We start from the raw sequence: 13566 nt of genomic DNA on the forward strand, positions 1-13566 counted from the left end.
CCGACCTCAGTTGAGGTCGTCGGGGTGCGTGCCCACGCGGCCCGAGCCGTCACCGGGGTCGACGGCGTCGATCGCGGCCATCTCATCGGCGGTGAGCTCGAAGTCGAACAGGTCGAAGTTCTCTTCGAGGCGCTCGCGGCGCACCGACTTGGGGAACACGATGAAGCCGTGCTGGATGTGCCAGCGCAGCACCGCCTGAGCCGGGCTCTTGCCGTGCGCTTCGGCGGCATCCTTCACCGCGGGCAGCTCGAACAGGTCGTACTTGCCCTGGCCGAGCGGGCCCCACGACTCGATGTGCATGTCGTGCTCCTGGCCCCAGGCCGCGATCTCGCGCTGGCTGAGGGCGGGGTGCAGCTCGATCTGGTCGACCACGGGGGTCACACCGGTCTCGGCGACGATGCGGTCGAGGTGCGGGACGAGGAAGTTCGAGACGCCGATCGAGCGGGTCTTGCCCGCCTCGCGGATCTCGATCATCTTCTGCCACGCGTGCACGTAGTTGTCGTTCTTCGGCGTCGGCCAGTGGATCAGGTACAGGTCGACGGCGTCGAGCTGCAGCTTCTGCAGGCTCTCGTCGATCGCGGCGAGCGGCTCGTCGCCGTCGTGGCGGTCGTTCCAGAGCTTGGTCGTGATGAAGAGCTCGTCGCGCGGGATGCCGCTCGCGGCGATGGCGCGGCCGACACCCTCTTCGTTCTTGTAGATGGCGGCGGTGTCGATGTGGCGGTAGCCGACCTCGAGGGCCTCCGACACGGCGCGCTCGGCGTCGTCGGCGGGCACGAGGAACACGCCGTAGCCGAGCTGGGGGATGGAGTTTCCGTCGTTGAGCTGAACAGAAGGAACGGTCATGACGACAAGCCTAGGAGCCCCCTGCGACACCGGGCCGGGGGTTGACGCCCCTCCTCCGTGCGCTGCGAGCACGCCGGTGCACGGGCGCGCCCGCACCCCGGCGCGACCGGCCCGCCGCCGAGACGCGCCCGCTCACGCGTGGTTGACTGACCCCATGCACGCCACCCCCTCCCCGAAGCACGCGCGCCGCCGGCCGGCATCCGGTATCCGCCGCGGCCTCAGCCTGCTCGCGATCGCTGCCGCCGTGATCGTCGTGGCCGGGGTGGCCGTGGGCGGCTTCTACGCGTGGTCGCTGACCAACCGCCTGCAGGAGGCCGCGGTCCCGCTCAAGGACGCCCCGGCCGAGCCGCCCGCCCTCAGCGAATACGCCGAGCCGTTCACGGTGCTCGTGGTCGGCACCGACGAGTGCGACGACGTCGTCGCGGCCGCCTTCGGACCGCGCTGCTCCGACCCCGAGAACGACGGCGCACGCAACGACGTCAACATGCTGCTGCACGTCTCGGCCAACCCGCGGCGCGCGACCGTGGTGTCGTTCCCCCGCGATCTGCAGGTCGCGATCCCGGAGTGCGTCGGCACGGACGGCACGGTCTTCGGCGGCACCGACCGCGCCTCCATCAACACGGCGTACGAGGACGGCGGCCTGCCCTGCGTCGCCGACACGATCTCGAATCTGACCGGGCAGAGCATCCCCTTCGCCGCGAAGGTGAGCTTCGGCAACGTCGTCAACATCACCGACGCGATCGGCGGGATCGAAGTCTGCATCGGCGGCGAGGGGATCGACGACCCGGATGCCGGCATCCAGTGGGAACCCGGACCCCGCGTGGTGAAGGGTTTCGACGCCCTCGCCTTCCTGCGCACGCGCAAGGGCATCGGCGACGGCAGCGACCTCGCCCGCATCGGCAACCAGCAGCAGTACATGTCGCGACTGGTCAACAAGCTGCGCAGTGACGAGGTGCTCTCCAACCCCGGCACCCTCATCGGCCTGGCGAACACCGCCGTGAACAACATCCAGCCGAGCGAGAGCCTCGCGGACCCCGTCCGCATCGCCCAGCTCGCCTACACGCTGAAGGACGTGCCGTTCTCCGACATCACGTTCGTGCAGTACCCCGTGGTCGACGACCCCTACGACAGCAACCGCGTCGCCCCCGACGAGGCCTCGGCGCAGGTGCTGTTCGAGGCGCTCGCCGCCAACGCCCCCCTCGCCATCACGGGCGCCGAAGGATCCAACGGCGGCGTGATCGCCGATCCGTCCGCACCGACGGAGGAGCCCACCGCCCCGGCCGAGGAGACGCCCGCCCCGGATGCCAGTGCCTCCCCCGACACGAGCGCCGCGCCCGTCGTCGAACTGCCCGAGAACATCAAGGGCACCAAGGCGGATCAGGCGACCTGCTCGGCCGGCAACGGCTGAGCAGGTCACGACGGGCGGGGCGCAGCCGCTCGCCCGCGGGGACCGGACGTTCAGGTCGATGGGCGAGCATCGAGGGGTGAAGACCCCCGCCCGCTTCCCGCTGCTGGTGGCGACCGCCGCGCTGGCCCTGGCCGGCTGCGCACCGGCCGCCGACGCGCCCGCTACCCCCTCGGCATCCCCCACCCCCACACCCACCTCCACGCCGACGCCCACCCCCACTCCCACGCTCGACCCGCTCGCGGGGATGAGCCTCGAAGACAAGGTCGGGCAACTGTTCATGGTGGGCACCTCCGTCGAGGGGGCGAACCCCACGACGCTCGCGGCGGTGCAGAACGACCACATCGGCGGGATCTTCCTGCACGGGCGATCGGATGCCGGAACCGACGCGATCACGCAGCTCGTGAGCGGGTTCACCTCGACCGTGCCCGCCGGTCGGCCCCCGCTGTGGGTCGCGACCGACCAGGAGGGCGGCACCGTGCAGGTGCTGTCGGGCCCCGGGTTCGACGGCATCCCCTCCGCGCTCGATCAGGCACGGTCCGACGACGCCGCTCTCCGCGCGAGCGCGGGAGCCTGGGGCGCCCAGCTCGCCGCGGCCGGGGTGGACATGAACCTCGCGCCCGTGGCCGACATCGTCACGAGCGCCGAGTTCGCGGCATCCAATCCCCCGATCGGCGAACTGGCGCGCGAGTACGGCTATGACGAGGCGACCGTCGCCGCGAAGTCGGGCGCCTTCGCCGCGGGGATGCGCGACGGCGGCGTGCTGCCGACCCTCAAGCACTTCCCGGGGCTGGGGCACGTCGACGACAACACCGACTACTCCACCGGCGTGACCGACCAGACGGTCACCGCCGACGGGCCCGATGTGGGCGTGTACTCCGCGGTGCTGCCGCAGGGAGACGCGGTGGTCATGCTCTCGACGGCGATCTACGCGCAGATCGACCCCTCGGCGCCGGCCGCCTTCTCGCCCGCGGTGGTGGGCGTGCTGCGCGACCGCGTCGGTTTCGACGGGGTGGTCACGGTCGACGACCTCTCCGCCGCGCGCCAGGTGCAGCCCTGGTCGCCCGCCGATCGCGCGACCCTCGCGATCGACGCCGGCGTCGATCTTCTGCTCGTCTCGGCCGACCCCTCGGTGTATCCCGAGATGCAGCAGGCGGTGCTCTCGCGCGCTCGGACCGATCCGGCCTTCGCCGCCAAGGTGGATGCCGCAGCCCGCCGGATCCTCGACCAGAAGGCCTCGATGCCCTGAGCCCTCGCGCGAGTCGCCAGCATTCGTCGCCTCCGACACCGGCGAAGCGACAGATCCTGGCGACTCATGCCGGCCGCGGACGATACGCTGGAAGGCTGTGTCTGTCGAACCCGTCATCGTCTACCCGCCCGAGCTGCCCGTCAGCGCGGCGCGGGACGAGATCGCGCGCGCGATCCGCGACCACCAGGTCGTGATCGTCGCCGGCGCGACCGGCTCGGGAAAGACGACGCAGCTGCCCAAGATCTGCCTCGAGCTCGGCCGCACCTCGATCGCGCACACCCAGCCCCGCCGCATCGCCGCGCGCACGATCGCCGAGCGCATCGCCGACGAGATGCAGGTGCCGCTCGGCTCGACCGTCGGCTACAAGGTGCGCTTCACCGACAAGGTCTCGGCCGACACGCGCGTGGCGCTGGTGACCGACGGCATCCTGCTCAACGAGATCCACCGCGACCGGCTGCTCCGCCGCTACGACACGATCATCGTCGACGAGGCGCACGAGCGCTCGCTCAACATCGACTTCCTGCTGGGGTATCTGCGGCGCATCCTGCCGAAGCGCCCCGACCTCAAGGTCATCGTCACCTCGGCGACGATCGACCCCGAGAGCTTCGCGCGGCACTTCGCCGCCGCCCCCGCAGAGCCCGGTGGCGAGCCGACGCCCGCGCCGGTGATCGAGGTGTCGGGGCGGACGTACCCGGTCGAGATCCGGTACCGCCCGCTGGACGGCGCGGAGGACGCGGGCGGCGCGGGCGAAACTCCTGAGATTCGGGATGCCGACGACCCGGCCGTCCCGTCATCGCGCGGTCGCACGGGGCCGGGGCCTCAGAAAGTCAGGAGTTCTGCACGCGCCGCCGCCAAGACCGGGGGCCCTGGCGACGACGCCGACGAGGTCGGAGCCGTCGTGGCGGCCCTGCGGGAGCTCGACCGGGAGCCCGCGGGTGACGTGCTCGTCTTCTTCCCGGGCGAGGCCGAGATCCGCGACGCGGCGGATGCCATCCGCGGGGCGTACCAGAAGGACGCCGCCCCCACCGAGGTCCTGCCGCTGTACGGCCGCCTCTCCGCCGCGGAGCAGCACCGCGTCTTCGAGCGCTCCACCGTCGCGGGCGTGCGCCGCCGCGTCATCCTGGCCACCAACGTCGCCGAGACGAGCCTCACCGTCCCCGGCATCCGCTACGTCGTCGACACCGGCACCGCGCGCATCTCGCGGTACAGCAACCGCTCGAAGATCCAGCGCCTGCCGATCGAGGCCGTGTCGCAGGCGTCGGCGCAGCAGCGATCCGGCCGCGCCGGCCGCACCTCGCCCGGTGTCGCGATCCGCCTCTACTCCGAAGACGACTTCACCCGGCGCCCCGAGTACACCGAGCCCGAGATCCTGCGCACGTCGCTGGCATCCGTCATCCTGCAGATGCTCTCGCTCGGGTTCGGCGACATCCAGGCGTTCCCCTTCCTCACCCCGCCCGATTCGCGCGGCGTGAAGGCGGCGTTCGACCTGCTCGTGGAGCTCGGCGCGGTGAAGCTGCCCGCGCCCGGGTCGCGGCCCGCCGCCGCGTCGGAGCGCGAGCGCGAGGTGCGCGGCGACGGCGATCCGTCCCGGCAGCGGGACGGCCGCGGCGACCGCTCGCGCGGGCGCGGCGACGATCGCGGCCCCCGCCTCACCGAGATCGGCCGCGAGATCGCGCGGCTGCCGATCGACCCGCGCTTCGCCCGCATGCTGATCGAGGCGCGGCGCGGCGACGTCACGTCCGAGGTGCTCGCGATCGTGTCGGGCATGTCGATCCAGGACGTGCGCGAGCGTCCCGAGGAGCGCCGCGAGGAGGCCGACCGCTTCCACGCGCGGTTCACCGATCCGACCAGCGACTTCCTGTCGCTGCTGAACCTGTGGGAGTACCTGCAGGAGAAGCAGGCCGAGCTCGGCTCGAGCGCCTTCCGGCGCCTGTGCCGCAGCGAGCACCTCAACTACGTGCGCGTGCGCGAGTGGATGGACGTGCACCGGCAACTGCGGTCGCTCGGCGCGGAGCGCGGCGACGGCGGTGCCGGGCGCGGCGGCGAGGGCGGGCGCGGCGGCGGCGGTGCCGGGCGCGGCGCGAAGAACCATGTCCCACAAATGGCCGGTGCGAGCGGCTCCCACCCGCAAGAAGTGGGACATGCACCGACAGAAGTGGGACGAGGCTCCGGAAACACCGCGCCGGAGGGGCACGCCGCGGGCGATGCCATCCACCGCGCGATCCTGTCCGGACTGCTCTCGCACCTCGGCATCCTGGATCCCCGCACGATGGCGCAGGCCAAGGACCGCAAGGCTCCCGGCGAGACCCGCCCCGTCAAGGGCGAGTACATCGGCGCGCGGGGGGCGCGGTTCGCGATCTTCCCCGGGTCGGGGCTGAAGAAGAAGCGTCCCTCCGCGGTCATGGCGGCCGAGCTCGTCGAGACCTCGCGCCTGTTCGCCCGCACGGTCGCCGCGGTCGACCCCGCATGGGCCGAAGAGCTCGCCCCCGACCTCGTGAAGCGCTCGCTGAGCGAGCCGCACTGGTCGAAGGATGCCGGCTCCGCCGCGGCCTACGAGAAGGTCACCCTGTTCGGGGTCGAGCTCGTCGGGCGACGCCGCGTGCAGCTCGCGCGGTTCGACCGTCCGCTCGCGCGCGAGATGTTCGTGCGCCACGCGCTGGTCGAGGGCGAGTGGGACCCCTCGGTGCTCGACAAGCGCCTCACGGCGTTCCTCCGCCGCAACCTCGAGCAGCGCCGCCTGCTCGAGAAGATCGAGGAGCGCGAGCGGCGCCGCGACATCCTCGTCGGCGACGAGGCCGTCTTCGCGTTCTACAACGCCCGCATCCCCGCGGACGTCACCGACGTGCGCTCGTTCGAGGCGTGGTGGAAGGATGCCGTCCACCGCACGCCCCACCTGCTCGACCTGCGCGAGTCCGACCTCACCGGCGATCGGGCGCAGGGCGACGACCGCGCGTTCCCCGCGCGATGGCGCCAGGGCGATCAGACGCTGAACCTCGCCTACCGCTTCGAGCCGGGGGCGCCCGACGACGGCGTCACGGTCGTCGTGCCGTTGCCGCTGCTGGCGCAGCTGCGCCCCGACGGCTTCGACTGGCAGGTGCCCGGCATGCGCGACGAGCTCGTCACGGCCCTGTTGCGCGCCCTGCCGAAGACGATCCGCCGCAACGTCGTGCCCGCGGCCGACTGGGCCGAGAAATTCTCGGCCGAGCTCGCCGAGAAGGGGCCCGAGCACGCGAACGGTCTGCCGAAGACGACGCTCGTCGACGCCCTCGCGGCCCAGGTGCAGCGGGTCGCCAATCAGCGCGTGAGCGCGACCGACTTCGAGCTCGAGCGCGTCCCCGCGCACCTGCTGCCCTCGTTCCGCGCGGTCGACGCCCGCGGACGGGCGATCGGGAGCGACCGCGACCTGCGGGCCCTCCAGCGGCGTCTGGCCGACAGGGCCCGGTCGAGCGTGGAATCGACCATCGCGCGACCGGCGCAGAAAGCCGCGAAGGTCGCCGAGGCCTCCCCCGCATTCGCCGCCCGCGCGAAGCTGACCACGTGGGATCTCGACGAGCTCACCGAGGTCGTCGACACCCCGGTCGCCGGCGGTGTCGTGCGCGGCTACCCGGCGCTCGTCGACGACGGCGACAGCGTCACCCTGCGCGTCGAAGCCACCCCCGAGGACGCCGCGCGCCTCACCCGCGCCGGCATCCGCCGCCTGATGCTGCTCGCGGTCCCCTCCCCCGCCACCTACGTCCTCGACCACCTCACCGCGAACGAGAAGCTCGCGCTCGCGGCATCCCCGTACCAGAACGCGAAGGCGCTGATCGAGGATGCGCGCGTGGCCCTGGCCGACGACGTGCTGCTGCGCGAGGCGCCGGCCGGGGTGGTGCGCACGAGCGCCGACTTCGAGCGGGTACGGGATGCGTTCTCGGCCGTCTCGGTCGATCGCACCTTCCAGACGGTCTCGCTCGCGGCGAAGATCCTGCTCGCGCAGCGCGAGGTCGAGAGGGCGATGAAGGATGCCGCATCCATCACGCTCCTGGGCGCGCTCAACGACGTGCGGGGTCAGGTATCGGGGCTGATCTTCCCGGGGTTCCTCGCGCGAACCGGCCTGCACCGCCTGCAGCACTACCCCCGCTACCTCGCGGGGGCGCTCGAGCGCGTGACGACCCTGTCGGACAACCCCGGGCGCGACCGTCAGCGCATGACCGAGTACGAGCGCTCCGCAACCGCGTTCACGGAGGCGGGCGGTGTCATCCCCCTGCCCGCCGACGCGCCCGCGAACCTCGTTCAGACGCGCTGGCTGCTCGAGGAACTGCGCGTGAGCCTCTTCGCCCAGCGTCTCGGTACCGCCGAACCGGTCTCGCCGCAGCGCATCGCGAAGGCGCTCAAGGGCGCGTGAGTCGCCGGGGATCGTCGCTTCCGATCCCCGGCTCCGCGTCGGATCCCGATCTCAGACGCCCAGCGCACCGCCCCACGCGCGCAGCAGCGCCTCGAGGCCGCGGCGCTGCGCCGCATCGAGGCCCGCGAGCAGCCGCTCCTCGTTCGCGAGGTGGGCGGCGAAGGCCTCGTCGATCACGCGGCGCCCCGCAGCCGTCAGGCGGATGACGCGCGCGCGTCCGTCGTCGGTGTCGTCGTCGCGCACGACGAGACCGGATGCCACGAGCCGGTCGACGCGCTTGGTGACCGCACCGCTGGTCACCATCGTGTGGCGCGCGAGCTCTCCGGGGGCCGCGGCGAACGGCTCTCCGGCACGGCGGAGGGCGGCGAGGATGTCGAACTCCCCCTCGCCGAGGCCGTACCGCCGGTAGACGGCGGTCAGCTCCTCGCGCAGGTGGTCGGCGAGGCGGTGCAGGCGGCCGATCACCTGCATCGGGGACGGGTCGAGGTCGGGGCGCTCGGCGCGCCACTGCGCGGTGAGGGTGTCGACGCGATCGGGTGCGGTCATCCCTCCACTTTATCTTCCGTGGAAGCTAAAGTGTCTTCCATGGAAACCACCTGGCGTACCGTGGCGATCACCGCCGTCGCTCCGATCGCGTGGGGCGCGACCTACGTCGTGACCCGCCACCTTCTGCCGGCCGACGCCCCCCTGTGGGGAGCCGCCCTGCGCGCCCTGCCCGCGGGTCTCCTGCTGTGGGCCCTGGCCCGGCGTCGACCGGTCGGTTCGTGGTGGTGGCGGGCGCCGCTTCTCGGCCTGCTCAACTTCGGAGCGTTCTTCGTGCTGGTCTACGTCGCCGCGCAGGCGCTGCCGTCCTCGATCGCGGCGTCGGTGATGGCGTTGGCTCCCCTGGCCCTGGCGGGTCTCGCGTGGCCCCTGCTCGCGCAGCGTCCGAGCCTGCGATGGGCGCTGGCCTGCGCCGTCGGCATCCTGGGCGTCCTTCTCGTCGTGGGTTGGAGCGCGGGCGCCGTCGCTCCCCTGGGCATCGCGGCGTCGGTGCTCGCCCTCCTCACCTCGTCGCTGGGGGCGATCCTCACCACCCGGTGGCGCGACGAGACCCCGCTTCTCGCGATGACGGCCTGGCAGCTCACCGCCGGCGGGATCGCCCTCGTCCTCGTCGCCACCGTCGTGGAGGGGAGTCCCCCTCGAGTGGATGCCGCGGGCGTGGCCGCCTACGCCGCGATCGCGGTCGTCGCGACGGCCCTGGCCTTCGTCTGCTGGTTCACCGGGCTCCGCCGCCTGCCGGCCGGAACGGTCGGACTGATCGGCCTGCTCAACCCGGTCACCGGGATCGCTCTCGGCGTGCTCGTCGGCGGGGAGTCCCTCACCCTCGCGCAGGCCCTCGGGATGGCGCTGGTGCTGGCGGCCATCGCGATCACCAACCTCCGCCGCCGCGGCTCCGCGCCCGTCTCCGCCCCCGCGCGGAAGCCGCCCGTCCCCGCGGCGTGAGCGGGGGCGGGCGGCACGCGGGAGATCACGACCGCAGGCGCACCTCGCCCATCGTGGCCGTGACGTCGACCTCGGCCGTGGCCGTGGAGCTCTCGCGCAGGCCGTTGTCGACCTGCCCGAGGCCGTCGTCGACGCTCACGCGGTAATCGTCGTCGGGCAGCCGCAGGTCGATCGATCCGGCGGTGAGCTCGACGTCGGTGCGCGACGGGGTGGAGCCGCGCAGCTGCGCCGTCACCTCTCCCCCGGCCACCTCGAACGTGGCGGTTCCGACATCGCGCAGCTGCGCCGAGGCCGATCCCCCCGACACGTTCAGATCGATCTCAGAGGCCGCGCCGCTCAGCGAGGTCGTCCCGCCCGCGACCCGGACCGACACCGTGCCGTAGTCGCCCTGCAGGTCGAGCGTGCCCCCGCTCACCTGCGCGTCGACACCGACGCCCCTGACGGCCCACTCCCGCGGCAGGGTGAGCGTGGCCGACGATCCCGTTCCCCACCCGACGAAGGTCCCGTTCGGCGAGGCCACGCGCAGGGAATCGCCGCGCCGTTCGAACGTCCACCCCGACCGGTTCTGCGCGGCGTCGAGACGCGCGCTCGCGACGTCGCCGTACGCGATCGTGAGCGCTCCCCCGGTGATGTCGATGTCGATGTAACCCGCGGCCTGCTCCGCGTCGTCGACCCGGCTCGAGCTGCGGTCGGCGTCGCGCAGAACGACGACCGCCGAGGCGCCGGTTCCGGCCACCGTGCCGAGGGCGACGCACGCGCCGACCACGATCGTGGCGATCGACACGGCGAAGGCGGAGCCGCGTCGTCGCGGTCGGTGGGGGGCGGGGAGGGGGGCGTTCGCGGTCATGAGGTCGCTCCGGTGTGGTCGTGGCCCAGGTGCACGAGAGCGGCGATGACGCGGCGGTTGCCGGTCTCGTCCTGCTCCAGTCCGAGCTTGGTGAAGATGGCGGTGATGTACTTCTCGACGCTCGCCTCGCTGACGAACAGGGCGGCGGCGATGGCCTGATTGGAGCGTCCCTCGGCGATGAGCGCGAGCACGGCCCGCTCGCGCTCGGTGAGGCTCTGCAGGCGCTCGTCGCGCCGCCGCCGGGTGAGCAGCTGCGCCACGACCTCGGGGTCGAGCACGGTGGCACCGGCCGCGATCGAGGCGACGGCGGCGAGGAAGTCGGCGACGTCGGCCACGCGGTCCTTCAGCAGGTATCCCAGGGCGCCCTGTCCGTCGGCGATGAGGTCGCTCGCGTAGCGCTCCTCGACGTACTGCGACAGCACGAGCACGGCCAGCCCCGGATGCCGCGACCGCAGCGCGATGGCCGCGCGGATGCCCTCGTCGGTCCAGGTCGGCGGCAGCCGGACGTCGAGGATGCACAGCTCCGGCGCGGTCTCGACGACGGCGGCGTCGAGACCGCCGGCGTCGGCGAGTGCGGCGACCACCTCGTGACCATCGTCGGCGAGGAGGCGCACGAGGCCCTCGCGCAGAAGGACGGAGTCCTCGCAGATCAGGATGCGCACGGGACCGTCACCTCCACCGTCGTCGGACCGCCCTGCGGGCTGTCGATGCGCGCCGCGCCGCCCGCCGCCGTGACGCGGTTGACGATGCCGTCGAGACCGCCGCCGGGCACGATGCGCGCCCCGCCCAGGCCGTCGTCCTCGACGCGGGCCCAGAGCGAGCCGTCGTCGCGCACGCGCACGTCGACGCGGCAGGCGGCGGCGCGGGAGTGCTTCGCGGCATTGGTGAGGGCCTCCGCGATCGCGAAGTACACCGCTTCCTCGGTCGCGCGACCGCAGCGGCGCGGGAGCCGCACGTCGAGGGTCACGGGGATGTGCGAGCGCGACGCCAGGGCCGAGAGGGCGGCATCCAGCCCCCGATCCTCGAGGACGGACGCGTGGATGCCGCGGGCCAGCTGCCGCAGTTCGGTGATGGCCGACTTGGTGGAGGCGTGCGCCTCGGCGACGAGGGCCTTCGCCGCTTCGGGGTCGTCGTCGATCTTCGTCTGCGCGAGGCCGAGGGTCATGCCGATGGAGACCAGGCGCGGCTGGACGCCGTCGTGCAGGTCGCGCTCGATGCGGGTGCGTTCCACCTCGGCCGCACGCACCGCTCCCGCGCGCCGGGTGTCGGAGGTGCGCGCCTGCTCGAGCAGCTGCGCCTCGCGCGAGGGGACGAAGATCGCCCGCACGATGACACCGTCGAGGATCGCCAGGCCGACGACGACGGCAAGGCCTCCGATGACGGCGATCATCCCCACGAAGGGGGCGGCGGCGCCGTGGAGCGGGATGAGGTCGAACAAGCGGGTGTTCGTCCACCCGAACACCGGGCTGACGGCGAGGGCGAGACCCCACGCGAACCCCGCGAGGGCCGTCAGCGTCACCATGCCGAGCACGGTCGCGATCGTGAACGACGCCACCGCCCGCCACTGCAGCGGGTCGATGGCCTGCAGCCAGATGGTGTGCAGCACGCCGACGAACCCGTGCTTGGGGCTGCGCCGCGGCCGCAGCGGGGCGAGCCCGAGGTCGTAGAGACCGTCGACGCGCGCGCGTTCGAACCACGCGACGGCGAAGAGCGCGTAGACGAAGACCACGAGCACGAGCACCCCGACCAGCAGGGCCGCGAGCAGTCCGAACCCCGAGCCGAGCAGGCTGAACAGGCCCGTGAAGACCGCAGGACCCACCACGCCCAGGGCGGCGAGGTGCGCCGCGGCCCCGGCCACGCGGCCGGGCGAGGCGACGCGCACCTTCTGCGGCACGACGGTCGTGGTCTCGGTCGAGGCGGGGTCGGCCGGGGCGGTGTACCCGCCGGGTCTCGGGGGCGGAGGCGGAACAACGGATGCCGTGGTCATGCGTTCCACGCTAGGGCGCGGTCGGCGCGGGCACCGCCCGGTCAGCCCCCGCCGCGATTCGGGTTATCCCGAAAGCGGATCACAGCTCGTCGGCCGAGATCCATCCCGAGGCGATGAGCTCCTCGACGTCGTCGGCGCGCAGGATGCTCGGCGAGACCTCCGGTGTCTCATCGGCCGCGGTGTCGTCGCCGGCGAGCAGCGCCTCGACGAGGTCGGCGGTCGCGGGCACGAGCGCGCGCGGATCGACGAAGGTCGTCGCATCGATCGCGCCGTCGCGCAGCGCGCGCACGGTGACCGGATCGGCACCCGACCCGACCACGAGCGGCGCGGGGGCGACCGCGGCGGCGGTCGTCGCCGGAGTCGGGGTGGGCGACGCCGTCTCGGCCTCGGTGGTCGGGGCCGTCGTGGTGAGCGCCGTCACCACTCCGCGGGTGACCGCGTCGCCGAGGGCGAGCACCGCGGTCGGCGCCTCGTCCGCGGCCCCCGCGCGCAGGTCGCGGAGGCGCTTCTCGGCCGCGGAGGCGCGGCTCTCGGCGGTGTCGCCGCCCACCTCCGCCGCCTCCAGGGTGGCTCCCGAGACGATCTCGATGCGTCCCGCGTCGAGAGCCGGTTGCAACGTGGCGAGGGCTGCCTCGTATCGGCTCTGCTCCCCCTCGTCGGAGACCCCGGCGGCCAGCACCGCGAGGCGCACCGGCGCGGTCGCGGGCACCGCGTCGATCCCGGGCACTGCGTCGGCCCCGGGCACCGCGTCCGTCTCGAGCGCGGCGTCCGTCCCGGGCACGGCGTCGGGCGACGCGTCCCCCGACGGCGTCGGCCCGGATGCCGTGGTGGTCGGCGTCGCCTCGGGCGACGGATCCACGGCGCTCGGGGCGTCGGCGAGGTCCGCGAGGAGCGCCTGGGCCTGGGCGCGGCCGAGATCAGCGGCGTCCGCCGGCGACGGGCCGAACTCCACGACGGGGACGCCGTCATCGGCGGCGACGGCCAGGGCCGGCGCCAGCTCCTCCGATGCCCACGGCGCGACGACCACGGCATCCGCGCTCTTCGTGAGCATGTTCTGCACCTGCGCGGCCTGCGTCCGCGGGTCGGAGGCGGCGAACTGCAGGTCGACGCGGTAGCCGCGCACGACGAGTTCCCGGCGCAGGGCGTCGCCGCCGCGGCTCCACAGGGCGTCGGCCGTCGTCGGCAGGGCCACCCCGACCACTCCCGCCCCGTCGCTCGACCCGTCGCTCGAGCCCGCGGCGCTCCCCTGCGCCGGGGCGCACGCGGCGAGGCCGAGGGTCAGGGCGAGCAGCGCCGCGGCGGCGCGGAGGGCGTGGGAGCGTGTCATCCCCTCCATCCTCCCCCGGAGAACGGGCAACGCCCCGCC

Annotated in this window: 10 protein-coding genes; 4 read left to right on the forward strand and 6 right to left on the reverse strand. The window is 73.3% G+C overall.

Going from position 1 to position 13566, the window contains the following annotated elements; translation table 11 throughout:
- Positions 1–6 precede the first annotated feature (6 nt).
- Positions 7–843 (reverse strand): aldo/keto reductase, encoded by an 837-nt coding sequence (locus FB047_RS07130; protein ID WP_136586520.1) that lies wholly within the window; start codon positions 841–843, stop codon positions 7–9.
- 154 nt (positions 844–997) lie between these two features.
- Between FB047_RS07130 and FB047_RS07135 the strand changes: the two genes are divergently transcribed.
- The 3 genes from FB047_RS07135 to FB047_RS07145 all read left to right on the forward strand — a co-directional run bounded on the left by FB047_RS07135 (position 998) and on the right by FB047_RS07145 (position 7881).
- Complete coding sequence (locus tag FB047_RS07135; RefSeq protein ID WP_136586521.1) at positions 998–2251, forward strand: LCP family protein; 1254 nt, start codon at positions 998–1000, stop codon at positions 2249–2251.
- A 76-nt stretch (positions 2252–2327) separates the two neighbouring features.
- Positions 2328–3497, forward strand: coding sequence for a glycoside hydrolase family 3 N-terminal domain-containing protein (locus tag FB047_RS07140; protein WP_240752663.1), 1170 nt, complete (start codon positions 2328–2330; stop codon positions 3495–3497).
- Between the two features lie 97 nt (positions 3498–3594).
- Positions 3595–7881 (forward strand): DUF3418 domain-containing protein, encoded by a 4287-nt coding sequence (locus tag FB047_RS07145; protein WP_136586523.1) that lies wholly within the window; start codon positions 3595–3597, stop codon positions 7879–7881.
- 51 nt (positions 7882–7932) lie between these two features.
- Here the strand turns inward: FB047_RS07145 and FB047_RS07150 are convergent, their stop codons facing one another.
- Positions 7933–8427, reverse strand: coding sequence for a MarR family winged helix-turn-helix transcriptional regulator (locus FB047_RS07150; RefSeq protein ID WP_136586524.1), 495 nt, complete (start codon positions 8425–8427; stop codon positions 7933–7935).
- Positions 8428–8466: 39 nt separating this feature from the next.
- Between FB047_RS07150 and FB047_RS07155 the strand changes: the two genes are divergently transcribed.
- Entirely contained in the window at positions 8467–9366 is a 900-nt protein-coding gene (locus FB047_RS07155; RefSeq protein ID WP_136586525.1) for a DMT family transporter, read from the forward strand.
- Between the two features lie 25 nt (positions 9367–9391).
- Here the strand turns inward: FB047_RS07155 and FB047_RS07160 are convergent, their stop codons facing one another.
- The 4 genes from FB047_RS07160 to FB047_RS07175 form a co-directional block, all read right to left on the reverse strand.
- Positions 9392–10213: a DUF4097 domain-containing protein gene (locus FB047_RS07160; RefSeq protein WP_136586526.1), complete on the reverse strand. Its 822-nt coding sequence runs from the start codon at positions 10211–10213 to the stop codon at positions 9392–9394.
- Positions 10210–10875, reverse strand: coding sequence for a LuxR C-terminal-related transcriptional regulator (locus FB047_RS07165; RefSeq protein ID WP_136586527.1), 666 nt, complete (start codon positions 10873–10875; stop codon positions 10210–10212). The genes FB047_RS07160 and FB047_RS07165 overlap by 4 nt, the downstream gene beginning before the upstream one ends.
- Positions 10863–12200, reverse strand: coding sequence for a sensor histidine kinase (locus FB047_RS07170; protein ID WP_136586528.1), 1338 nt, complete (start codon positions 12198–12200; stop codon positions 10863–10865). Before FB047_RS07170 ends, FB047_RS07165 begins: the two co-directional genes overlap by 13 nt.
- Positions 12201–12279: 79 nt before the next feature.
- Positions 12280–13527, reverse strand: coding sequence for a substrate-binding domain-containing protein (locus FB047_RS07175; RefSeq protein WP_167494174.1), 1248 nt, complete (start codon positions 13525–13527; stop codon positions 12280–12282).
- Between the last annotated feature and the right edge of the window lie 39 nt (positions 13528–13566).

Source organism: Microbacterium hydrothermale (assembly GCF_004854025.1).
Classification (GTDB): domain Bacteria; phylum Actinomycetota; class Actinomycetes; order Actinomycetales; family Microbacteriaceae; genus Microbacterium; species Microbacterium hydrothermale.

Excerpts from the sequence above, each read along its gene's own strand:
- FB047_RS07130 (WP_136586520.1), bottom strand. The coding sequence starts at position 843 with ATGACCGTTCCTTCTGTTCAGCTCAACGACGGAAACTCCATCCCCCAG.
- FB047_RS07135 (WP_136586521.1), top strand. The coding sequence starts at position 998 with ATGCACGCCACCCCCTCCCCGAAGCACGCGCGCCGCCGGCCGGCATCC.
- FB047_RS07150 (WP_136586524.1), bottom strand. The coding sequence starts at position 8,427 with ATGACCGCACCCGATCGCGTCGACACCCTCACCGCGCAGTGGCGCGCC.
- FB047_RS07155 (WP_136586525.1), top strand. The coding sequence starts at position 8,467 with ATGGAAACCACCTGGCGTACCGTGGCGATCACCGCCGTCGCTCCGATC.
- FB047_RS07160 (WP_136586526.1), bottom strand. The coding sequence starts at position 10,213 with ATGACCGCGAACGCCCCCCTCCCCGCCCCCCACCGACCGCGACGACGC.
- FB047_RS07170 (WP_136586528.1), bottom strand. The coding sequence starts at position 12,200 with ATGACCACGGCATCCGTTGTTCCGCCTCCGCCCCCGAGACCCGGCGGG.
- FB047_RS07175 (WP_167494174.1), bottom strand. The coding sequence starts at position 13,527 with ATGACACGCTCCCACGCCCTCCGCGCCGCCGCGGCGCTGCTCGCCCTG.